Below are 20,110 nucleotides of genomic sequence, written 5' to 3'. Positions count from 1 at the left end.
AACCTCGCGCGGCGGCGAGCCCGGTACTGTGATCCCAGGGCCGTGACTGGCGCGCTGGGATGGGACCGACCATCGGGGAGCGGCTCGGGAACGATGTGCCGTGCGCCTGGGCCGAACCGTGAACCGACCGCGTCCGGAGGCAGCCCGATGACTGATCTGACCCCTGAATCCACCGCATACCGCGCCGCTCTCGACGTCATCCGGGGCGTGGAGCCCCGTGTCGCCGACGCCATCGGCCAGGAGCTCACCGACCAGCGCGAGATGCTCAAGCTGATCGCCTCCGAGAACTACGCGTCCCCGGCCACGCTGCTGACCATGGGCAACTGGTTCAGCGACAAGTACGCCGAGGGCACCGTCGGCCGCCGCTTCTACGCCGGCTGCCGCAACGTCGACACGGTGGAGTCCCTCGCCGCCGAGCACGCCCGTGAGCTCTTCGGCGCCCAGCACGCCTACGTCCAGCCGCACTCCGGCATCGACGCCAACCTCGTCGCCTTCTGGGCCGTGCTCGCCGACCGTGTCGAGGCGCCCTTCCTGGCGAAGACCGGCGTCCGCCAGATCAACGACCTGACCGACGCCGACTGGGCCGAGCTGCGCCAGGCCTTCGGCAACCAGCGCATGCTCGGCATGTCCCTGGACGCGGGCGGCCACCTCACCCACGGCTTCCGCCCCAACATCTCCGGCAAGATGTTCGACCAGCGCTCCTACGGCACCGACCCGGCCACCGGCCTGATCGACTACGAGGCGCTGCGCGCACAGGCCCGCGAGTTCAAGCCGCTGATCATCGTCGCCGGCTACTCGGCCTACCCCCGCCTGGTGAACTTCCGCATCATGCGGGAGATCGCGGACGAGGTCGGCGCCACGCTGATGGTCGACATGGCGCACTTCGCCGGCCTCGTCGCCGGAAAGGTGCTCACCGGCGACTTCGACCCGGTGCCGCACGCCCAGATCGTCACGACCACCACCCACAAGTCGCTGCGCGGCCCGCGCGGCGGCATGGTGCTCTGCGACGACTCCCTCAAGGACCAGGTCGACCGAGGCTGCCCGATGGTCCTCGGCGGCCCCCTGCCCCACGTCATGGCCGCCAAGGCCGTCGCCCTGGCCGAGGCCCGGCGCCCCGAGTTCCGCACCTACGCCCAGGCCGTCGTCGACAACGCCCGCGCCCTCGCCGAAGGCCTCACCCGCCGCGGCGCCACCCTGGTCACCGGCGGCACGGACAACCACCTGAATCTGATCGATGTCGCCACCTCCTACGGTCTGACCGGCCGCCAGGCCGAGTCCGCGCTCCTTGACTCCGGCATCGTCACCAACCGCAACGCCATCCCGGCCGACCCGAACGGCGCCTGGTACACCTCCGGCATCCGCATCGGCACGCCCGCCCTGACCACCCGCGGTCTGGGCACCGCCGAGATGGACGAGATCGCCGCCCTGATGGACCGCGTCCTGGCGGCGGCCGAGCCCGGCACCACCAGCAAGGGCACCCAGTCCAAGGCCCAGCACGTCCTGGACGCCAAGATCTCCGACGAGGTGGCCCACCGGGCCGCCGACCTGCTCGCCGGCTTCCCGCTCTACCCGAGCGTCGACCTCACCTGATCCCGGTTCCGGTGCACCGGGCTCCCTCCGGCCGGTCCGGAGACGGGCCCCGTGCACCGGGACGTCGGCACTCCTGAGCAGCGGGCCGGCCCGGCAGGGAACGGCGGCTTCATATGTCCCGCAGCTCCTGACGCGGCCCGTGCTCTCTGCGCCGGCGCACCTCCGCCACCCTGTGGGGCAAGCCGGAGACCAGAGGCCGCAGCAGCAGCCCCAACGCGGCACCGGCCAGCACGCCGGGCACCACCCACCACCAGCCGACTGCCACTGCGTCGGGCGCCGGTCCGGCGGCCTGGGCCGGAGTACTCGTCGCCGGGTCGTCAGGCTTCGCCATCGTGAGATTGCGGGACGGCTCGGCAGCAGGCGCGACGGGGTCCCTGCCGCCCGGCGACCGTTTCCCCATGACCCCGAGCTCGCGCATCAGAGACCGCAGCTCTGCGGGCTTGTCAGCGGTGTGCCAGATCCCGTTCAACCCGTTCATGTCGGTCGACGTGTGGATCCAGACCTCCTTGCTGCCCGGCGTGTCCGGATAGACGCGGTCCACGCGCCACGGCTGTATGTCGTGGAGCAGCCACGTCACATTGAGCCGCCTGCCGGCACCGACCCCCAGGCCCGGCGGTAACGCCCCCTTGGTCTCACCCGGCTCCCCGAGCAGCCGGGCCAGCCGCTCGTAGTCCTTGTCGCTGAAATAGAGCGACGCGCTTTCCTTGCTCTCGGGCGACACGACCAGGACGCTCGTCGGCCCGCCCGCCGAGGCCTGAGCCGTGCCCCACAGCACCAGTCCCAGCGCGGCCGCCAGCGCTGTGAACAGGGCGGCCAGATTCCGTACCGCACGCATACGATCCCCCCAGTCGACCAACCGGCACGGCCCCTCCGAACCGGTTCACTTCTGGTACACCGCTCGCGTCGTCCAGGTTCCGCCCGCGGCGGGCTTTTCTTCCCGCCCGACGGAGCCAGCGGCAGCAGCGGCAAAGCCGTGGCCCCGCTGCTGCCCACTCACAGGCTTCCGCCGCGATCGTCCGTGGAGCGTGCGATCTTCAGCGCCCTCCCCTCGGAAGCCACCCCCTCCAAACGCAGCGTGAGATGCGCGCCGTGTGACCACAGCATGGCCGGCCCGGCCGTCGGCTGTGCCTGATGCCATCGCTGTCCCTGACCGTCGAGCAGCTGGAAACCCGCCCGACGCTCCTGGGCGAACCACAGCCCGGACTCCCGGCCCACGGACACCTGGTCCGGAGGATCCGAGACGGTCGTGGTGAACCCGATGTCCAGACGGGCAGGGAACTCGTCGAGACGTACCGTGCGGTCGTCCTTCCGCCAGCAGAGGCTGACCACCGGGCGGTCGCCCGGCGCGTACGTCACGGCGATCGAGTCGGGCGACCCCAGCTCGGCCGGGACCAGGGGGCGGAACCCCGCCTTCACCACGGCTTCGTCCATGGCGAGCGGCGCACCACACCTGCGGTCCTGAGCACCCGGTGCCGGAGCCGGTGATGTCGACGGCGCGTAGTGGATCTCGATCCCGCCGAAGCCGAACCAGTCGTAGACGGCAGCCCGGACCTGCGGCGTGAGTACGACGACCGCCGCCACACCGCACAAGGCGGCGGTGAGCAGCCGCCACCGCTGCCGAGCCCATCGCACTGTCCGACGCGCTCGCTCACGAGGCCCCGGTGGCCCCACGGTGGACGCCGGCACTTGCTCGGCGATGATCTGTGCCAGCACGCGCTCCGCCATGGTCTCGCCCACGCCGTCCGGACCGTTCATGAACCGTCCCAGCGCGCGCAGCTCCTCCGGGAGCTCCGGGCGCTCATCGCGAGGCTCGCTCATGTCTGGCACCTTCCTTCCCCGGCCGCGGTGCCGGGACTCGCGAAGTCGTGTGGCCCGCCGGCAGCAGCTGTCCCAGCTTGCGCAGTGCGCGATTGAGCCGGGACTTGACCGTGCCACGCGGCCAGCCCAGAGCCTGAGCCGTCTCCGCTTCGTCCATCTCGAGCAGATAGCGGTGCACGACCACCAGCCGGTGCTCCTCGCTCAGCAGATCCAGAGCAGCCAGCAGCTCGGCGCGGCGCTCCACCTCGACCGCCGCGACCGCAGGATCCGCCGACTCCGGTATCAACGGCTCGGCCTCGACCATCGCTGCTTCCCGACCGGCGACCGACCGCTGCCGGCCCGCCGTCCGCACTGTGTTCCTTGTCTCATTGGCGACGATCTTCAACAGCCACGGCTTGAAAGCCGAGCCGTCCTTGAACCGTCCCAAGCTGCGATACGCCTTGAAGAAGGACTGCTGTACGACATCCTCGGCATCGGCCCCCGCGCCCAGCGCCTTCGCTGCTCGCAGGGCGATGCCGGTGAAAGCGCGAACCAGCTCCGCGTACGCCTCCGGCTCTCCGGCGCGCACACGGGCGATCACCGCACCTTCGTCGACGACGCGGCCCACCTCCAGGACTTCCCCCGGTGTCCTCACACGCTTGATACACCGGTCGACGGTGATCGGTTCCCACTCGACACGCCCGAGTTCTCACGGTCCGTCACGCCGCGTGCCGGCCGGACCCGCGGATTCCCTCACGCGACGCCCGCACGTCGCGAACCTGACCCCGAGCAATGAGAGACACCTGAGAGAATGAGGGCATGGCCTCTGATCGTCCCCGCGTGCTCTCCGGAATCCAGCCCACCGCAGGCTCGTTCCACCTCGGCAATTACCTCGGTGCGGTCCGCCAGTGGGTGGCGCTGCAGGAGTCCCACGACGCCTTCTACATGGTGGTGGACCTGCACGCGATCACTGTCCCGCAGGACCCCTCGGAACTGCGTGCGAACACCCGGCTCGCCGCCGCGCAGCTCCTCGCCGCAGGACTCGATCCGGACCGGTGCACGCTCTTCGTCCAGAGCCACGTCCCCGAGCACGCTCAGCTCGGCTGGGTCATGAACTGCCTCACGGGGTTCGGCGAGGCGAGCCGCATGACGCAGTTCAAGGACAAGTCCGCCAAGCAGGGGGCGGACCGCGCCACGGTCGGCCTCTTCACGTACCCGATCCTGCAGGTCGCGGACATCCTCCTCTACCAGGCCCACCAGGTGCCGGTCGGTGAGGACCAGCGGCAGCACATCGAGCTCACGCGTGACCTGGCCGAGCGCTTCAACGGCCGCTTCGGCGAGACTTTCACCGTCCCGGCGCCGTACATCCTGAAGGAGACGGCGAAGATCTACGACCTTCAGGACCCGTCGATCAAGATGAGCAAGTCGGCGTCGACGCCGAAGGGCCTCATCAACCTCCTCGACGAGCCGAAGGTCACCGCGAAGAAGGTCAAGAGCGCGGTCACCGACACCGAGACCGTCATCCGCTACGACGCGGAGAACAAGCCGGGCGTCAGCAACCTGCTCAGCATCTACTCCACCCTCACCGGCACCGGTATCCCGGAACTGGAGCAGAAGTACGAGGGCAAGATGTACGGTGCGCTGAAGACGGACCTGGCCGAGGTCATGGTGGACTTCGTGACTCCGTTCCGGACCCGCACGCAGGAGTACCTGGACGACCCGGAGACGCTCGACTCGATCCTGGCCAAGGGTGCGGAGAAGGCGCGGGCCGTCGCCGCCGAGACGCTCGCCCAGGCGTACGAAAAGGTCGGCTTCCTGCCCGCCAAGCACTGAGCCCGCACCGGCTGCACGCCCGCCCGCCCACCAGACAACGACAGGAGTATGACGTGGGGACCGTAACGATCGGTGTCTCGATCGCGGTCCCGGAGCCTCACGGCAGCCTGCTCCAGGAGCGGCGTGCGGGCTTCGGTGACCCCGCGGCACACGGCATTCCCACGCACATCACCCTGCTCCCGCCGACCGAGGTGGAGAGCGGGGACCTGGCGGCGATCGAGGCGCATCTGACGGAGGTGGCGTCCGCCGGGCGCCCCTTCGCGATGCGTCTGTCCGGGACGGGAACCTTCCGTCCTCTGTCACCCGTCGTGTTCGTACAGGTCGTCGAGGGCGCCGAGGCCTGTACCTGGCTGCAGAAGCAGGTGCGCGACGCCTCGGGTCCCGTCGCACGAGAGCTGCAGTTCCCGTACCACCCCCACGTGACCGTGGCGCACGGCATCGCCGAGGAAGCGATGGACCGCGCGTTTGCGGAGCTGGCCGACTACGAGGCGGCCTGGCCGTGCACCGGCTTCGCCCTGTACGAGCAGGGGGCCGACGGCGTGTGGCGGCGCCTGCGGGATTTCACCTTCGGTAAGTCGCCGCTGCCCGCGCAGGCGCCCGGACGCTCGATGCGTTCCCGTCGCCTGCGCGCGAGCTGAGACTCCGCGGCCTCCCGGATCAGACCGGGAGCCTGCGGAACACAGGCCGCGGTACGTGCCGCAGCGCTGACATGATCACGCGCAGCGCACCCGGCACCCACACCGTCTCCGACCTGCGGCGCAACCCCGTCTCGATGGCCAGGGCGACCGCTTCGGGCGTCGTCGCCATCGGGGCCTCGTCCAGGCCGGCCGTCATCTTCGATCGCACGAATCCGGGCCGCACCACCATGACGTGCACGCCGGTGCCGTGGAGCGCGTCGCCCAGACCCTGGGCGAAGGCGTCGAGGCCGGCCTTGCTCGATCCGTAGATGAAGTTGGCCCGGCGGGCGCGCTCGCCCGCGACGGACGACAGGACGACGAGCGAGCCGTGGCCCTGGGCCTGCAGGGCCCGGGCACAGATGAGTCCGGCCGACACGGCGCCGGTGTAGTTGGTCTGGGCGACCCGTACCGCCGACAGCGGTTCACCCTCGTCGTGGGCCTGGTCGCCGAGGATGCCGAAGGCCAGCAGCACCATGTCGATGTCGCCCTCGGCGAAGACCTTGCCGAGCACCTCCTCGTGCGCCTCCGAGTCGAGGGCGTCGAACGAGACGGTCCGGGCATCGGCCCCCATCCGGCGCAGCTCGGCCGCCGCGCTGTCGAGAGCGGGGGAGGGGCGGCCCGCCAGCCACACGGTACGAGTGCGGCGCGTGACGAGCCGACGGGCGGTGGCGAGCGCGATCTCCGACGTGCCGCCGAGGATGAGCAGGGACTGGGGAGTTCCGAAGGCGTCCTTCATGAGATCCAAACTCCAATGATTCGAGGCACGGAACGCGGTGGCGCGCCGGGTCGGAGGCCGACCATGTCCCGGTCGGGGGAATTCGACGAGGCGGATCCGGAACCTGTGCGGGCCGAGCGGTGTATCAGAAGTGACACCGGCGCGGAGGGCCCGCGCCGACGAAGGGGGCAGTCACATGGCAGGTCTGGTGGGGACGGGGAGCCGTTCGGATCTCGTCGCTCGGGCCCGGGAGTTGAGGGCTGTCGCAGGTGGCGGCAGCGCCAAGCGAGGCGGCTTCGGCGGCGAAGCCGCACGGGGTGGAGGCTCGCGTGTGAGTCTGCCTGTCCCGACTGAGGACGCGCCGGTGGCGCGAGCGTCGGGGCTCACAGCTCCAGGCGTCGGGACAGGTCGGAGCGGAAGACGCCTCGCGGGTCCAGACGGGCCCGGAGCGCGCGGAAGTCCGTCAGACGCGGATACATCGAGGACAGGAGCTCGGGCCTGAGGCGACAGTCCTTCGCGAGATAGACGCGCCCGCCCGCGGCCGCCACGTCCTCGTCGAGTTCGTCGAGGAAGGAGCCGAGACCGGGCAGGTTCGCCGGGATGTCCAGGGCCAGGGTCCAGCCCGGCATCGGGAAGGAGAGCCAGCCCGGATCCGCTTCCCCGAAGCGCTTGAGGACCGCGAGGAAGGAGGGGCATCGCCGGTCGGAAATGCGCTGCACGATGCGGCGGAGGGAGTCCTCCGCTCCGTATCCGACGACGAACTGGTACTGGACGAATCCGCTGCGCCCGTAGATGCGGTTCCAGTGCGGGACGCCGTCGAGGGGGTGGAAGAACGTGGACAGCTTCTGGAGTTCGCCGACACGGGACTTGGGGGCCTTGCGGAACCACAGCTCGTTGAAGGCGCCGACCGTCGTGCGGCCCAGCAGCCCCTCCGGCAGGAAGGAGGGAGCCGCGGGGAGCCGGCCCGGACGGAAGGAGAGAGGGGAGCGGCGCCTGCGCGAGGGCAAGGCATCCAACGGGGCGTGGTCGCCGCGGGTGAGCACGGAGCGGCCCAACGAGGCGCCCCGGGCCAGGAGATCGATCCAGGCCACCGAGTAGCGGTACTGGTCGTCCGTGGCAGTCAGTCGGGCCATCAGGTCGTCGAGGTCGGCGGCGCGTTCGGTGTCGACCGACATCAACGAGGTCTCGACCGGCAGCAGTTGGATCGTGGCGGTGAGGATGATCCCGGTCAGCCCCATGCCGCCGGCCGTGGCATCGAACAGCTCGCTGCCTCGCTCGACGATATGGACCTGGCCGTCGGCCGTGAGCAGTTCCAGAGCCAGTACATGGCGTGAGAAGGAACCCGACACGTGGTGGTTCTTGCCGTGGATGTCGGCGCCGATCGCGCCGCCGACCGTGACATAACGCGTGCCCGGCGTCACCGGGACGAACCAGCCCAGAGGGAGGAGCACTTCCATCAGCCGGTGCAGCGAGACACCGGCGTCGCACAGGACGGTGCCGGCAGAGGCGTCGATGGCATGGATGCGGTCGAGGCCGGTCATGTCCAGGACCGCGCCACCCGCGTTCTGGGCAGCGTCGCCGTAGGCCCGGCCCAGGCCGCGAGCGATCCCGCCCCGGCGCCCAGGGGCTCCGCACTCGCGGACGGCGGCCACCGCCTCTTCGTAGGAGCGGGGGCGGACCAGGTGTGCGGACGTGGGTGCGGTGCGACCCCAGCCGGTGACCGGAACGGAGTCGTAACCGGGACTCGGTGCGGGGCGGGGCACGGAGCGTGAGGGCGTGGAGTGCGGTGGCGCGTCCGAGTCCGAGGATGCGGCTGCCGATGCGGATTCGGACGGCGGCGCAGCCACGAGGGGGGACGCGGAAGCAGGGGTGGAGACGGGGGTGGAGACAGGGTCGGCAGCCATGGGGGTGACCGTATCGCCCCATAAAGAGAGCTTTGCTCTGAATCCGGCGATTGCTCACCGAAATGAGTGATTGATCGGGTGTCATACAAAATTGCCCGAGTTTATTGATGTTTTGGGATTCAGAGTGAGCCACATGGACGACATGGATCGCCGATTGCTTTCGGCACTTCGGGACTGTGGCAGGGACCGGCGCGTGGCGACGGCCGCGCGAGCGCTGTCCTGGGCCGGCGAGCATGGCGCGCTCTGGCTGGCGGCCGGGCTGGTGGGGGCGGCGGCGGACCGCGAGCGGCGTGGGGCTTGGCTGCGTGGCACAGCGCTCACCGCCGGCGCGCACCTGGCGAGCATGGGCGTGAAGCGCATGGTGCGGAGACCGCGGCCAGGTGCGGAGGGCGGGGGGGAGCCACTCGTCCGGACAGCGGGTCGGCATTCGTTCCCCAGCTCGCACGCGGCGTCGGCGGCGGCCGCCGCGGTGGCGTACGGAGCGTTGCGGCCGGCCGGGGCGCGCCTCGTGCCGCCGGTGGCCGCGGCGATGTGTGTCTCGCGGATGGTCGTGGGAGTCCACTACCCCTCCGATGTCGCGGCGGGCGCGGCGCTGGGGGCGCTGACGGTCCGACTGGGAACGCGCTGGATGAACGGGGGTGCGGCGAGGTGACGAAGCGCAGAGTGACGGGGGAACGGGTGCGGGGAGCAGGGGAGTACGAGGGCGGAGACGGGCGGCACCGGACATCCGGGGCCGGACCCACGCCGAATGCGGATGGGAGGAAAGGGGGCGAGCGGAAGGCGGCTGAGCGGACTGAGGCGGACGCCAACGGGGGCCGGAGCGGTGGTGTCCCGCTGATCGGGGCGGCGCGGCGTCCCGGTTCGGCCACGGCGGTGCTTGAACGGCCCCAGGCCGTGGAGCCGGAGACCGAGGCGCGCAGGCGGCGGGGGCTGGCCTCGGGGATCGTCAGGACGGCGCGGCCGCGGCAATGGGTCAAGAACGTGCTCGTGGTGGCCGCGCCAGCGGCGGCCGGGGAGTTGTTCTCATGGCACGCGCTGACACAACTCGCAGTGGTATTCGCCCTGTTCACTGCCGCGGCGTCCGCGGTGTATCTGATCAACGATGCACGGGACGCCGAAGCGGACCGGGCGCACCCGGTGAAGCGGAATCGGCCCGTGGCAGCGGGGCAGGTTCCCGTGCCGGTCGCCTACGCGGTCGGGGGAGTGCTCGCGGTGCTCGCGCCGGCCGGGGCGGCCCTGCTCTGCAATCCGATGACCGCGCTGCTGCTCACCGCGTATGTCGCCATGCAGTTGGCGTACTGCGTCAGCCTCAAGCACGTCCTGGTCGTCGACCTGGTCGTGGTGACCACCGGGTTCCTGATGAGAGCCATGATCGGCGGGCTCGCGCTCGGGATTCCGCTGTCGCGCTGGTTTCTGATCACCACCGGCTTCGGCGCCCTGTTCATGGTCTCGGCGAAGCGGTACTCGGAATCGGTCCAGATGGTCGGGAAGGCCGGGGCCACGCGGGCGCTGCTCACCGAGTACACCACCGGATACCTGCGGTTCGTGTGGCAGCTGGCGGCGGGGGTCGCCGTGCTCGCGTACTGCCTGTGGGCGATGGAGGAGGGGGGCGTGGCGAGCAGCAGCCTGTTGCCTTGGCGGCAGTTGTCGATGGCGGCCTTCATCCTCGCTGTCCTCAGATACGCGGTGTTCGCCGACCGGGGTACGGCGGGTGAACCCGAGGACGTGGTGTTGAAGGACCGGGCGCTGGCGGTGATCGGGCTGGTGTGGCTGGCGATGTACGCGCTCGCGGTGGTGGATTGGTGACTGTGCCGAGGTGATGGGGCGAGAGGTGGAAGAGGTGCGTGAGATGAGCGTGGTGGGGGAGTCGGCTGTGGGTGGTGATCGGCGGTCGGCTGGACCTCCTCGACGGGGGTTGGCGGCGCGGGTGCGGGCGGTGGGGCCTGAGGTGGTGGGGTTCGCGGCGGTGGGGCTCTGTGCCTATGCCGCAGACCTGGGGCTGTTTGTCTGGCTTCGGGGGCAGGTGGGGATGGATCCGATCCAGGCCAAGGCGTTGTCGTTCGTGGCGGGTTGCTCGGTGGCGTACCTGGGGAATGCGCTGGGGACCTACCGGAGAAGAGCCGCGGGGGTGTCGCGGCTGCGGCAGTACGGGGCGTTCTTCGCGGTGAACGTGGCGGGGGCTTTGGTGCAGTTGCTGTGCATCGCGGTCTCGCACTACGGGCTCGGGTTCACCTCGCCTCGGGCCGACACGATCTCGGGGGCCGGCGTGGGGATGGTGCTGGCCACGGCGCTGCGGTTCTGGGGGACTCGGACCCTGGTCTTCCGGTCCAGACCCGGCGGGGGCTCCGGTGCCGTCGTGGCGAGCGCGATGGAACCGGCTGAACGGGGCAGGCTGGGATCATGGACTGGCTGAAAAGACTCCCCGTCGTCGGCCCGGTGGTCGTCCGGCTGATGCGGACGCACGCCTGGCACGCCTATGAGCGGCTCGATGCCGTGCACTGGGCGAGACTCGCGGCGGCGATGACGTTCATCAGCTTCCTGGCGCTCTTTCCCCTGCTCACGGTGGCGGCGGCGATCGCGGCCGGCACGCTCGGGCCCGCGCGGCAGGACCAGCTGGAGGAGAAGATCGCCGACCAAGTCCCGGGGATCTCAGACCAGTTGGACCTGGGGGCGTTGATCGACAACGCGGGGACGGTCGGGCTGGTGGCCGGCGCGCTGCTTCTGCTCACAGGTGTGGGGTGGGTCGGCTCGATAAGGGACTGCCTGCGGGCCGTGTGGGAGTTGCCGGACAGCGACGAGAACCCGGTTCTGGTCAAGCTCAAGGACACCGGCGTGCTGATCGGCCTCGGGGCCGCGGGGCTCGCGTCGATGGCGGCGTCGACCATCGCGTCCTCGGCGGTCGGATGGACGGCTGATCAGCTCGGGATCAACGAGGCGGGGTGGGGCGGGGCGCTGTTGCAGGGGGCGGCGTTCGCGGTGGCGGTGCTGGCGGACTTCCTGGTGTTCCTCTATGTACTGACGTTGCTGCCCGGGGTGCATCCGGAGCGGCGGGATCTGTTCACGGCGGCGCTGATCGGGGCCGCGGGGTTCGAACTGCTCAAGCTGCTTCTCGGTGGCTATATGCGAGGCGTCGCGGCGAAGAGCATGTACGGGGCGTTCGGGACGCCGGTCGCGTTGTTGCTGTGGATCAACTTCACGGCGAAGTTGATTCTGTTCTGCGCGGCGTGGACGGCGACGAGAGGCGGCGCGCCGGCCGAGGAGGACGAGGCGCTGGAGGAGGAAGAAGACGACGTGACGGAGGCGGGCACGGGGGAGTAGGGGCGCCTGGAGGGAGGAGGCGGTGGTAGCGGGTGCGGGGTCCTGATCGGGGGCCGAGGGGCGGGTTGGCCGGGCGCTGATTCACCCGGCGGGCCCAGTGAACTCGGCGGACCCAGCGAACCCGGCGGACTCGGCGGGCCCAGCAAACCCGGCGGGCCCAGCGAACCTGCCGGACCCAGTCGGCCACCCGGTAGCGCCCTCAGCGCGTACACCGCGACCACACTCGGTCGGTGGCCCCTGCTCCCGGGGCACCTGATGCGCCCCAGCATCAGATCCCTGCCCCTAGGGCGCCCGATGCGCTCCGGCATCAGCTCCCTGCCCTCGCCCCCAGCCTGTCCGCTCGCGGCCTCCGCCCCGCGTCCCCGGCCTCCGCCTCGCGTCCCCGGCCTCCGCGCCTGCCCCGGCCTCGGTCCGCGCGGAGTGGAAGGAGGTGGGGTCAGTTCTTCGGCTGGAGGGGCCACTTCTTGCGGACTGCGAAGACCGCTCCGGCCAGGACGACCAGGATGCCGCCGCAGATGGCGAGGGCGATGCCGATGCCGCTGGAGCCCTCCGGTTCGGTCACCGCGGCGTGGGCCTGGGGCTTGGCGGGGCCGGCCTTGCCGTGGTCGCCGTCGGTGCCCGCGGCGCCGGGGGCCGTGGAGGCGGCCGCGCTCTTGGGCGGGACGAGGCTGCCGACCGGGGTGACCTTGCCGTCGGCGGCGAAGCCCCAGTCGAGGAGGCGGGCGGTTTCCTTGTAGACGGCGAACTGTTCGTCGGAGTCGGGGGTCATGACGGTGACGAGGAGGACGCGGTTGTTGCGCTCGGCGACGCCGGTGAAGGTGGCGCCGGCGTTGGTGGTGTTGCCGTTCTTGACGCCGGCGATGCCCTTGTAGGGGGCGAGGCCCAGGTCGCCGGTGAGGAGGCGGTTGGTGTTCTGGATCGCGAAGCGCTCGGTGGTCTTCCCCTTCTTCTGCTTCTTGGGGAACTTGGCGGTGGCCGTGGCGGCGTACTCGCGGAAGTCCGCCTTCTGCAGGCCCGAGCGGGCGAAGAGGGTGAGGTCGTAGGCGGAGGAGGTCTGGCCGGGGGCGTCGTAGCCGTCGGGGCTGACGACGTGGGTGTCGAGGGCCTGGAGTTCCTCGGCGTGGGCCTGCATGTCCTTGACGGTCTGGGGGACGCCCTGGTTCATGGCGGACAGGACGTGGACGGCGTCGTTGCCGGAGCGGAGGAAGACGCCGAGCCACAGGTCGTGGACGGTGTAGGTGTAGTTCTCCTTGATGCCGACCGAGCTGGAGCCGGCGCCGATGCCGGCCAGGTCGGAGGGGACGACCTTGTGGGTCGTGCTCTTGGGGAACTTGGGGAGCACGGTGTCGGCGAAGAGCATCTTCATGGTGCTCGCCGGGGGCAGCTTCCAGTGGGCGTTGTGCGAGGCGAGGACGTCACCGGACTCGGCGTCCGCGACGATCCAGGACTTGGCCGTCAGGTCCTTCGGCAGGACGGGGGCGCCGCCGCCCAGGTCGACCTGGGTGCCCGGGCGGCCGAGGCGGGTGCCGCCGATCTCCGACATCTTCGCCGGCGGCTTGGCCTGGCCGGTGGAGCCCTTGCCCGACTTGTCGCCCGGCTTGTCCACGGCGGCCGCCGGGAGCGTCGCGGTCAGGGAGAGGGCCGAGGCGGTGAGCAGGAGCGCGGAAGTCCTGAGCAGTGTGGAACGGAAACGACCGTTCGTGCGCGCGGACTTCTTCGAATACGACGCATTGGAGGCAGGCACGGTCGGAAACGTACATGTAGCGGGTCGGTAAGTCTGCGCCGAGGTGTTCTGTGTCTTCGGAGTCGCGCTGGGTTCGGTGTCCCGCGACGGGCCGGCTCCGCCCGCGGGCCCGCGCTGCTCCCCACCCCGGCGGCGGAGCGCGGCGGGGGCTGGCGATACTGAGGGTATGAAGCTCAGCCGCCCCGTCTCCTGGTTCCTGCTCGCCTTCGGGGTGTGGAGCTGGTTCATCTGGATCACTTTCGTCAAGAACCTGTGGAAGGACGGCAGCGGCCTCGCGTTCGACGACGCCGGGGATCCGACCGCGTACTTCTGGGTGCATCTGACGCTGGCCGTCGTCTCCTTTGTCTTGGGGACGGTGGTCGGGGTCATCGGGTTCCGCGGTGTGCGGGCCCTGCGCCGGACCTCGTAGGCGACCGGGGACATGGTCGTTCTTTTTGTGCTGATCGCCCTGTTTGTCCTGGGCGTGCTCGGCGGGCTGCACTACTACGCCTGGCGGCGGCTCGTGCGGGACACGACTGCGGGGCCGGGGTGGGTGCGGCGCGGCGGGGCGGTGGTGTTCGCCGTCGGGCCCGTGCTGATGTTCGCGGCGCTGGTGGCGGAGCGGACGGGGGCGCCGTTCCTGTTGCAGCAGGTGCTGGCGTGGCCGGGGTTCCTGTGGATGGCGTTCGCGCTGTACCTGGTGCTGGCGTTGCTGGTGGGGGAGGTGCTGCGGCCCGTGCTGCGGCGCCTGCTCGATCGGCGGGCCGGTGAGCGCGGCGAGACCGGGAACGAGACCGAGGCCGAAGCCGGCGCCGAAGCCGGCGCCGAAGCCGAGGCCATGGCCCGCCGCGTGGCCGAGCCTGTCTCGAAGCCTGCCGGTGCCGTTGCCGCCCCGGACGCGCCCGTCACCCAACCTGGACCTGCCGCACAGACCGACGCCCTCGCCGCCCCCGCCGCACCCGAATCCGCGCATTCCCCCGACACCCCCACCCCCACCCCCACCCCAATCCCCGCCCCCACCCGCCGCCTGATCCTGGCCCGGGTCGTCGGGGGTGCGGCGGCTGTCGCCGCGGCCGGGGTCGTGGGGAACGGGGCGTACGGCGTGCTGCGCGGGCCGAAGGTGAAGCGGGTGACCGTGCCGCTGGCCAAACTGCCGCGCGCGGCGCACGGGTTCAGGATCGCGGTGGTCAGCGATGTGCACCTGGGGCCCGTGCTGGGCCGGGGGTTCGCGGAGCGGGTCGTCGAGATCGTGAACGGGACGCAGCCGGACCTGATCGCGGTCGTCGGCGACCTGGTCGACGGGAGCGTCGAGGACCTGGCGTCGGCGGTGGCGCCGCTGTCCCGGTTCCGGTCGCGGCACGGGACGTACTTCGTGACGGGCAATCACGAGTACTTCTCCGGCGCCGAGCCCTGGGTCGAGCACGTACGGGAGATCGGGATGCGGCCGCTGGCCAACGCCCGGGTGGAGCTGGGGGCGTTCGACCTCGCCGGGGTCAACGACATCGCGGGCGAGAACCACGGCGACGGCCCCGACTACGCGAGGGCGCTCGGTGACCGGGACCGCACCCGTGCCGCCGTGCTGCTCGCGCACCAGCCCGTGATGATCCACGAGGCGGTGAAGCACGGCGTCGATCTCCAGCTGTCCGGGCACACACACGGCGGGCAGCTGTGGCCCGGCAACTTCATCGCGGACGCGGCCAATCCGACGCTGGCGGGCCTGGAGCGGTACGGCGACACGCAGTTGTACGTCAGCCGGGGTGCCGGAGCCTGGGGGCCGCCGGTGCGGGTCGGGGCGCCGTCCGACGTCACGGTCGTCGAGCTGGCGTCGAAGCAGGCCTGAGCGCCGCCACCGTGCCCTCCGAGGGGCCGCACGCGGGCGGTAGCCTGACGTGCGGCTTCACTGAAACCCCACACCGTGGAGGCTGAGAACCCGCGCGGTGGAGATCGGTCGGACCGCTCCGAAACAGGTGGGACCCCCGCACATGGCGGATACCTCAAAATTCCCTCTTCCCCCAGGTCAAACACTGTGATTCAGTGATAACCGTCACTGGGGAGGGACGTTTGATGCGCGCGGTTCGTCTGCGAGTCATCGCGACGGTTGTGGTAATTGTCGCGGCGGGGCTCGGCGGCTGGCAGTTGTTGCCGGAGAAGAGCGACGGGGGAAAGACCGTCAGGGTGGGGACGACGGACGCGGTCACGTCGCTGGACCCCGCGGGCGCGTACGACGCGGGCTCGTGGGCGCTGTACAGCAATGTGTTCCAGTCGCTGCTGACCTTCGCGCCGGGCGGCACCAATCCGGTGCCGGACGCCGCCGAGCAGTGCCGGTTCGTCGGCACGGGGCTGCTCACGTACCGCTGCAAGCTGCAGTCGGACATCAAGTTCCCGAGCGGCCGGACGATGACCGCGAAGGACGTGAAGTACTCCTTCGACCGCGTGCGCAAGATCAACGACCCGGTCGGTCCGGCCTCGCTGCTCGACACGCTCAAGAGCGTGGAGGCGAACGGGCTGACGGTCACGTTCCGCCTGTCGTCGCCGGACGCCACGTTCCCGTTCAAGGTCGCGACCGGCGCGGGAGCCATCGTCGACCGGGACATCTACCCGGCGGACGCGCTGCGCCCCGGCGAGCGGATCGACGGCACGGGCCCCTACGTCCTCAAGGCGTACAAGGCCGGCAGCCGGGCCACGCTCGTGCCGAACAAGAACTACGAGGGCCCCGCGAAGGTCCCCACGCACCCCACCGAGCTGCGCTACTTCAAGGACTCCGACGCGCTCGAGTCCGCGTGGAAGGGCCACACCGTCGACGTCGCCGCGCGCCAGCTGCCGCCCGCGATGCTCGCCGGTCTGTCGACCAGTGACCAGGAGCAGCGGGTCACGGAGGTCGACGGCGCCGAGACGCGCAACCTGGTGCTGAACGTGCGCGCGGGCAAGCCCCTGCACGAGCGCCGCGTGCGGCAGGCGCTGGCCTCGCTCATCGACCGAGACAAGCTGGTCGAGACGGCGTACAAGGGCACGGTGGACTCGCTGTACTCCGTGGTGCCGCGCGGGATCACCGGGCACACGACGGCGTTCTTCGACGCGTACCCGCAGCCGGACGTGGAGCGGGCCCGCCGGCTGCTCGCCGAGGCCGGGGTGACGACGCCGGTCCGCTTCGAGTTCGCGTACTCGCGCGGCGCGGCGTCGAAGGCGGAGGCGGAGGAGATCGCGCGGCAGGCCGGGGGGACCGATCTGTTCGAGGTGACGCCGAAGTACTACGACTGGGCCGAGTTCCAGAAGCGGTACACGGCGGGCAAGCTCGACGCGTACGGGGTCGGCTGGCTGCCGGACTTCCCGGACCCGGACACGTTCACGGCACAGCTCGTGCGCACCGGCTCGGGCATGCACAACGGGTACAGCAGCAAGCGGGTGGACGCCCTGATCCTGGCGAGCCAGGAGTACGAGGACCGCGGGCGCACGCTCAGGGACCTGCGCACGCTGCAGGAGGACGTCGCGGACGACGTGCCGCTGATCCCGCTGTGGCAGCGCAAGGAGTACGTGCTCAGCACGGAGGACGTGACCGGCGGGCAGTACCTGTCCGACGGGACGGGCGTGTTCCGCCTCTGGGAGCTCGACTGGATCTGACGGCCGGACCGGTGAAGGCTGACGGCCGGACGGCCGGACCGGTGAAGGACTGACGGCCGGACCGGTGAAGGACGGCGGCCGTCAGGCCTTCCTGCGCCGCCGTCCCGAGGGGCGGGCCCTGCGGCGCAGCGCCAGCAGCCCGCCGCCGGCGAGTGCCGCGACGGCCGCGGACCCGCCCAGCGCCAGCGCCTCCTTGCGTTCACCGGACGGCGCCGGCCCGGACGGCGAAGCGGCCGCGCGCGTCGACCCGGCAGGTGCCCCCTGCTCACCGCCCGGCTTCGAGGCCCCGCCCCGTCCTGTCGGCGGCGCCCCCAGCGTGCCGACCGGTGTCACCCGGTCCACCGCCCGGAAGCCCCAGTCGAGCAGCGCCGCGGTCTCCTCGTAGACCGCCTCGTAGCCGGACTTCGGGCGCAGGACGGTGACGAGTAGGGTGCGGCCGCCGCGGGTGGCGGCGCCGGTGAAGGTGTTGCCGGCGTGCGAGGTGTAGCCGTTCTTGACGCCGATCAGCCCCTCGTACGGGGTCACGCCCTGGCCGGTGAGCAGTCGGTCGGTGTTCTGCATCTGGAAGGTCTTGCCGCCGCCCGCGGGGAAGTCGGCGGTCTTCGTGGCGCAGTACGCGCGGAAGTCGTCGTTCCTGAGCCCGGCGTGGGCGAACAGCGTGAGGTCGTACGCCGACGAGACCTGCCCCGGGTGGTCGAAGCCGTCGGGGCTGACCACGTGGGTGTCGTTCGCGCCCAGCTCCTCGGCTCGCCGCTGCATCTCCCGCACGGTCTTGGCGACGCCGCCGTTCATCGAGGCGAGCACGTGCACGGCGTCGTTCCCGGAGCGCAGGAAGACGCCCTGCCACAACTGCCGGACGGTGTACGTGGTCCCGGCCTGGATGCCGACGAGGCTGGAGCCCGCCGGGATCCCGGCCAGGTCGGCGGCGGTCACCCGGTGCTTCTCGTCGGCGCCGAAGCGCGGCAGCACCGTGTCCGCGAACAGCATCTTCAGCGTCGAAGCGGGCGGCAGCGCGCGGTGCGCACCGGAGGCGGCGAGGACTTTGCCGCTGTCGTGGTCGGCGACCAGCCAGGCCCGCGCGTCGAGTCTCGGCAGTCTCGGCACCCCCGCCGTTCCCGGGGCGCCCGAGGCGACCGGCGCGGCGGACGCGCGCGGCGCGGGCAGGGCGAGAGCGGTGGCGGCGCCGAACCCGATGCCGAGGGCGGCGCGGCGGCTGAACTGGGGAGACGAGGTGGTGCCGGGCATCTGGCGAACGTACAGGTGAAAGACCAGGTAAAGGACAGCGGGTGACCCGACCCGGCGCGGCCCCCGCCAGGACCAGCCCCACCCCGCCCGGAACCGGCCTCGCCCGGGGCAGCGCCCGGCAACGCCCCGCCCCGCCTCGGCCTCGCCTGCCCCACCCCGGCAACGCCCCCCGCGACGCCCCAGCCTCAGCCCCGCTAGCCCCTCGTCCCGTCCCCCGTCCCGCCCTCCGTCCCGCCCCGCGTCATCCCAGGCAGGAAGTCGATGAACAGCTCGTGCACCTCAAGCACGAGCGGCCGCAGCACCCGGAACCGGGCGAGCGCCACGCCGCGCGTGGTCAGCCGGGCCCCGCGCTCCGCCAGTCGCCGGCTGCGCTCGCGCCCCTCCGAGCTGTCGAACACCCAGTACAGGACGAGCCCCATCTGGGAGAGCCACATCAACTCGGGCAGGATCTGCGCCAGTTCCGCGGGCACCTTCGCCTTCGACCCGGCCAGGACCTCCCGGTGCACGGAGATCGCGGCCTCCCGGGCATGCTCCGACTCGGCCGAGAACGGGCTGAGCGGGGAGTCCGGGTCGGCCGCGTTCTTGAAGAACTGGGCGGCGAACTCGTGGTACGGCTCGGCGATCTCCAGCCAGACCCGGAGCACGCCCGCCAGCCGCTTCTCCAGATCGGTCTCCGCGTCGAGCACGGGCCGGACCGCCGCCTGGTGTTCGGCGGCGATCCGGTCGTAGAACCCCTGGATCAGATGTTCCTTGCCCGCGAAGTAGTAGTACGCGTTGCCGACCGAGACCCCGGCCTCCTGGGCGATGGCCCGCATGGTGGTCTTGTCGTAGCCCCGCTCCCGGAAGAGCCGCATCGCGGTCTCCAGGATCAGCGCCCGCGTCTGCTCGCTCTTGGCGGGCTTGTCGGCGCTCTTGCGCCGGACGGCCCCGGGTTCTTCAGTAGCCACGGTCACCGAGCCTAATCGGCCGGGCCGTCCGTGCGGCAACCGCTGTCGCAGACGGGCGCCCCGTCCCCGTACCCGTACGCCTCCTGGAACCAGCCGTCCCGGTCGGGCCGGTCCGGGGACCGGCCCGAGGACCGATCCGGCGACGAGGCCGGCGGCTCGAACGTCCATCCGTGCCGCGGGTCGTACGTCCACCCGTCCTCGCGCCGGTACACCCCGCCCCCGGCCTGCCGTGTGCGGTGCGCCTCCCGGTACTTCGCGGCGGCGAGCACGACCTGCTTGGCGACCTTCATGCCCGCGGGCGTGGTCATCCGGTGCGCCGTCGCGCGGTGTTCGCGCAGCGCCCACATGCACACGACCCAGGCGGCCGAGCCCTGGAAGACCTGCCCGCCGTCGCCGATCACCGTGATGTCGCCGAGGGTGGCGGCGTGGTCGATCCCCGGGTAGCGGGCCCGCGCCTCGTCCGAGCCCGCCGCGACGAACTCCAGCGGGACGAGCTGGCGCTGGCGGCCGAGCCAGCCCCGGGCGAACGTGCACAGCGGGCAGTCCGCGTCGTACAGGACCGTGAGTCGGCGGACCGGGACGTCCCCCCGGGCGTCCCGGGCCACCGGATTCACGGCCGCTGCCCGCCGGGGTACCCCCCCCGCCCCCCCGCCGGGCCCCCCCCGGGGGGGCGCCCCCGCGGGGGCGCACCCCCCCACTCAACCCCCCCCCCCCACTGGGTTTGGTGGGGAGAGTTTAGAGAG

General features: G+C 71.4%; 18 protein-coding genes, 1 pseudogene and 1 riboswitch. Of the genes and pseudogenes, 10 read left to right on the top strand and 9 right to left on the bottom strand.

Annotation, left to right across the window (positions count from 1 at the left end):
* Nucleotides 1-32: 32 nt before the first annotated feature.
* Nucleotides 33-119: riboswitch (ZMP/ZTP riboswitch) on the top strand.
* Between the two features lie 28 nt (nucleotides 120-147).
* A complete protein-coding gene (locus ACFW9D_RS12850; RefSeq protein ID WP_384621067.1) occupies nucleotides 148-1,590 on the top strand; it encodes a glycine hydroxymethyltransferase in 1,443 nt (480 codons plus the stop codon).
* A 109-nt stretch (nucleotides 1,591-1,699) separates the two neighbouring features.
* Here ACFW9D_RS12850 and ACFW9D_RS12845 read toward each other — a convergent pair whose 3' ends face one another.
* From ACFW9D_RS12845 to ACFW9D_RS12835, 3 genes are all read right to left on the bottom strand, one after another.
* The gene (locus ACFW9D_RS12845) at nucleotides 1,700-2,425 is read right to left on the bottom strand and encodes a hypothetical protein (RefSeq protein ID WP_384621064.1); all 726 of its coding nucleotides are present in this window, start codon (nucleotides 2,423-2,425) and stop codon (nucleotides 1,700-1,702) included.
* A 158-nt stretch (nucleotides 2,426-2,583) separates the two neighbouring features.
* Nucleotides 2,584-3,408, bottom strand: coding sequence for a hypothetical protein (locus tag ACFW9D_RS12840; protein WP_384621062.1), 825 nt, complete (start codon nucleotides 3,406-3,408; stop codon nucleotides 2,584-2,586).
* Nucleotides 3,389-4,021, bottom strand: coding sequence for an RNA polymerase sigma factor (locus tag ACFW9D_RS12835; RefSeq protein ID WP_384621104.1), 633 nt, complete (start codon nucleotides 4,019-4,021; stop codon nucleotides 3,389-3,391). Before ACFW9D_RS12835 ends, ACFW9D_RS12840 begins: the two co-directional genes overlap by 20 nt.
* Before the next feature lie 185 nt (nucleotides 4,022-4,206).
* Between ACFW9D_RS12835 and trpS the strand changes: the two genes are divergently transcribed.
* Together trpS and ACFW9D_RS12825 are read left to right on the top strand one after the other, a co-directional pair.
* A complete protein-coding gene (trpS, locus tag ACFW9D_RS12830; RefSeq protein ID WP_188337271.1) occupies nucleotides 4,207-5,220 on the top strand; it encodes a tryptophan--tRNA ligase in 1,014 nt (337 codons plus the stop codon).
* 53 nt (nucleotides 5,221-5,273) lie between these two features.
* Nucleotides 5,274-5,858: a 2'-5' RNA ligase family protein gene (locus tag ACFW9D_RS12825; RefSeq protein WP_188337270.1), complete on the top strand. Its 585-nt coding sequence runs from the start codon at nucleotides 5,274-5,276 to the stop codon at nucleotides 5,856-5,858.
* A gap of 19 nt (nucleotides 5,859-5,877) precedes the next feature.
* Here ACFW9D_RS12825 and ACFW9D_RS12820 read toward each other — a convergent pair whose 3' ends face one another.
* Both ACFW9D_RS12820 and ACFW9D_RS12815 read right to left on the bottom strand, forming a co-directional pair.
* Entirely contained in the window at nucleotides 5,878-6,633 is a 756-nt protein-coding gene (locus ACFW9D_RS12820; RefSeq protein WP_384621059.1) for a decaprenylphospho-beta-D-erythro-pentofuranosid-2-ulose 2-reductase, read from the bottom strand.
* A 362-nt stretch (nucleotides 6,634-6,995) separates the two neighbouring features.
* Nucleotides 6,996-8,516 carry an FAD-binding protein gene (locus ACFW9D_RS12815; protein ID WP_384621057.1) on the bottom strand — a complete coding sequence of 507 codons (1,521 nt, stop codon included), beginning with the start codon at nucleotides 8,514-8,516 and terminating at the stop codon, nucleotides 6,996-6,998.
* Nucleotides 8,517-8,649: 133 nt separating this feature from the next.
* Here ACFW9D_RS12815 and ACFW9D_RS12810 point away from each other — a divergent pair, with 133 nt between their 5' ends.
* The 4 genes from ACFW9D_RS12810 (at nucleotide 8,650) to ACFW9D_RS12795 (ending at nucleotide 11,834) form a co-directional block, all read left to right on the top strand.
* The gene (locus tag ACFW9D_RS12810) at nucleotides 8,650-9,168 is read left to right on the top strand and encodes a phosphatase PAP2 family protein (RefSeq protein WP_384621054.1); all 519 of its coding nucleotides are present in this window, start codon (nucleotides 8,650-8,652) and stop codon (nucleotides 9,166-9,168) included.
* Nucleotides 9,169-9,410: 242 nt separating this feature from the next.
* Nucleotides 9,411-10,322 carry a decaprenyl-phosphate phosphoribosyltransferase gene (locus tag ACFW9D_RS12805; RefSeq protein WP_384621052.1) on the top strand — a complete coding sequence of 304 codons (912 nt, stop codon included), beginning with the start codon at nucleotides 9,411-9,413 and terminating at the stop codon, nucleotides 10,320-10,322.
* A gap of 109 nt (nucleotides 10,323-10,431) precedes the next feature.
* On the top strand, nucleotides 10,432-10,929 hold the full coding sequence (locus ACFW9D_RS12800; protein WP_384621102.1) for a GtrA family protein: 498 nt from the start codon (nucleotides 10,432-10,434) through the stop codon (nucleotides 10,927-10,929).
* Nucleotides 10,917-11,834, top strand: a complete 918-nt coding sequence (locus ACFW9D_RS12795; RefSeq protein WP_384621049.1) for a YihY/virulence factor BrkB family protein — start codon at nucleotides 10,917-10,919, stop codon at nucleotides 11,832-11,834. Before ACFW9D_RS12800 ends, ACFW9D_RS12795 begins: the two co-directional genes overlap by 13 nt.
* 436 nt (nucleotides 11,835-12,270) lie before the next feature.
* Here ACFW9D_RS12795 and ACFW9D_RS12790 read toward each other — a convergent pair whose 3' ends face one another.
* Entirely contained in the window at nucleotides 12,271-13,806 is a 1,536-nt protein-coding gene (locus tag ACFW9D_RS12790) for a D-alanyl-D-alanine carboxypeptidase (protein ID WP_384621046.1), read from the bottom strand.
* Between ACFW9D_RS12790 and ACFW9D_RS12785 the strand changes: the two genes are divergently transcribed.
* The 3 genes from ACFW9D_RS12785 to ACFW9D_RS12775 all read left to right on the top strand — a co-directional run bounded on the left by ACFW9D_RS12785 (nucleotide 13,745) and on the right by ACFW9D_RS12775 (nucleotide 17,175).
* Nucleotides 13,745-13,987 carry an SCO4848 family membrane protein gene (locus ACFW9D_RS12785; RefSeq protein WP_223205976.1) on the top strand — a complete coding sequence of 81 codons (243 nt, stop codon included), beginning with the start codon at nucleotides 13,745-13,747 and terminating at the stop codon, nucleotides 13,985-13,987. The genes ACFW9D_RS12790 and ACFW9D_RS12785 overlap by 62 nt on opposite strands.
* A 12-nt stretch (nucleotides 13,988-13,999) precedes the next feature.
* A complete protein-coding gene (locus ACFW9D_RS12780; RefSeq protein WP_384621043.1) occupies nucleotides 14,000-15,397 on the top strand; it encodes a metallophosphoesterase in 1,398 nt (465 codons plus the stop codon).
* 224 nt (nucleotides 15,398-15,621) lie between these two features.
* A complete protein-coding gene (locus tag ACFW9D_RS12775; protein ID WP_384621040.1) occupies nucleotides 15,622-17,175 on the top strand; it encodes an ABC transporter substrate-binding protein in 1,554 nt (517 codons plus the stop codon).
* Nucleotides 17,176-17,256: 81 nt separating this feature from the next.
* Here ACFW9D_RS12775 and ACFW9D_RS12770 read toward each other — a convergent pair whose 3' ends face one another.
* The 3 genes and pseudogenes from ACFW9D_RS12770 to ACFW9D_RS12760 form a co-directional block, all read right to left on the bottom strand.
* On the bottom strand, nucleotides 17,257-18,420 hold the full coding sequence (locus tag ACFW9D_RS12770; RefSeq protein ID WP_384621037.1) for a D-alanyl-D-alanine carboxypeptidase family protein: 1,164 nt from the start codon (nucleotides 18,418-18,420) through the stop codon (nucleotides 17,257-17,259).
* 194 nt (nucleotides 18,421-18,614) lie between these two features.
* Nucleotides 18,615-19,274 (bottom strand): TetR family transcriptional regulator, encoded by a 660-nt coding sequence (locus tag ACFW9D_RS12765; protein WP_384621100.1) that lies wholly within the window; start codon nucleotides 19,272-19,274, stop codon nucleotides 18,615-18,617.
* A gap of 227 nt (nucleotides 19,275-19,501) precedes the next feature.
* Nucleotides 19,502-19,972, bottom strand: a pseudogene (locus ACFW9D_RS12760) (thiol-disulfide oxidoreductase DCC family protein); the annotation flags it as partial.
* Nucleotides 19,973-20,110: the final 138 nt, after the last annotated feature.

The sequence above is a fragment of the Streptomyces sp. NPDC059524 genome (assembly GCF_042749255.1).
GTDB lineage: Bacteria > Actinomycetota > Actinomycetes > Streptomycetales > Streptomycetaceae > Streptomyces > Streptomyces xanthii.
The sequence above is the reverse complement of the archived record's forward strand: the minus strand, read 5'-3'. Positions and strand labels throughout refer to the sequence as shown.

Bases quoted from the DNA above. Each gene is read 5' to 3' on its own strand.
- ACFW9D_RS12850 (WP_384621067.1), top strand. From the start codon at position 148: ATGACTGATCTGACCCCTGAATCCACCGCATACCGCGCCGCTCTCGAC.
- ACFW9D_RS12845 (WP_384621064.1), bottom strand. From the start codon at position 2,425: ATGCGTGCGGTACGGAATCTGGCCGCCCTGTTCACAGCGCTGGCGGCC.
- ACFW9D_RS12840 (WP_384621062.1), bottom strand. From the start codon at position 3,408: ATGAGCGAGCCTCGCGATGAGCGCCCGGAGCTCCCGGAGGAGCTGCGC.
- trpS (WP_188337271.1), top strand. From the start codon at position 4,207: ATGGCCTCTGATCGTCCCCGCGTGCTCTCCGGAATCCAGCCCACCGCA.
- ACFW9D_RS12820 (WP_384621059.1), bottom strand. From the start codon at position 6,633: ATGAAGGACGCCTTCGGAACTCCCCAGTCCCTGCTCATCCTCGGCGGC.
- ACFW9D_RS12815 (WP_384621057.1), bottom strand. From the start codon at position 8,516: ATGGCTGCCGACCCTGTCTCCACCCCCGTCTCCACCCCTGCTTCCGCG.
- ACFW9D_RS12810 (WP_384621054.1), top strand. From the start codon at position 8,650: ATGGACGACATGGATCGCCGATTGCTTTCGGCACTTCGGGACTGTGGC.
- ACFW9D_RS12795 (WP_384621049.1), top strand. From the start codon at position 10,917: ATGGACTGGCTGAAAAGACTCCCCGTCGTCGGCCCGGTGGTCGTCCGG.
- ACFW9D_RS12785 (WP_223205976.1), top strand. From the start codon at position 13,745: ATGAAGCTCAGCCGCCCCGTCTCCTGGTTCCTGCTCGCCTTCGGGGTG.
- ACFW9D_RS12790 (WP_384621046.1), bottom strand. From the start codon at position 13,806: ATGAACCAGCTCCACACCCCGAAGGCGAGCAGGAACCAGGAGACGGGG.
- ACFW9D_RS12780 (WP_384621043.1), top strand. From the start codon at position 14,000: ATGGTCGTTCTTTTTGTGCTGATCGCCCTGTTTGTCCTGGGCGTGCTC.
- ACFW9D_RS12775 (WP_384621040.1), top strand. From the start codon at position 15,622: ATGCGCGCGGTTCGTCTGCGAGTCATCGCGACGGTTGTGGTAATTGTC.
- ACFW9D_RS12770 (WP_384621037.1), bottom strand. From the start codon at position 18,420: ATGCCCGGCACCACCTCGTCTCCCCAGTTCAGCCGCCGCGCCGCCCTC.
- ACFW9D_RS12765 (WP_384621100.1), bottom strand. From the start codon at position 19,274: ATGCGGCTCTTCCGGGAGCGGGGCTACGACAAGACCACCATGCGGGCC.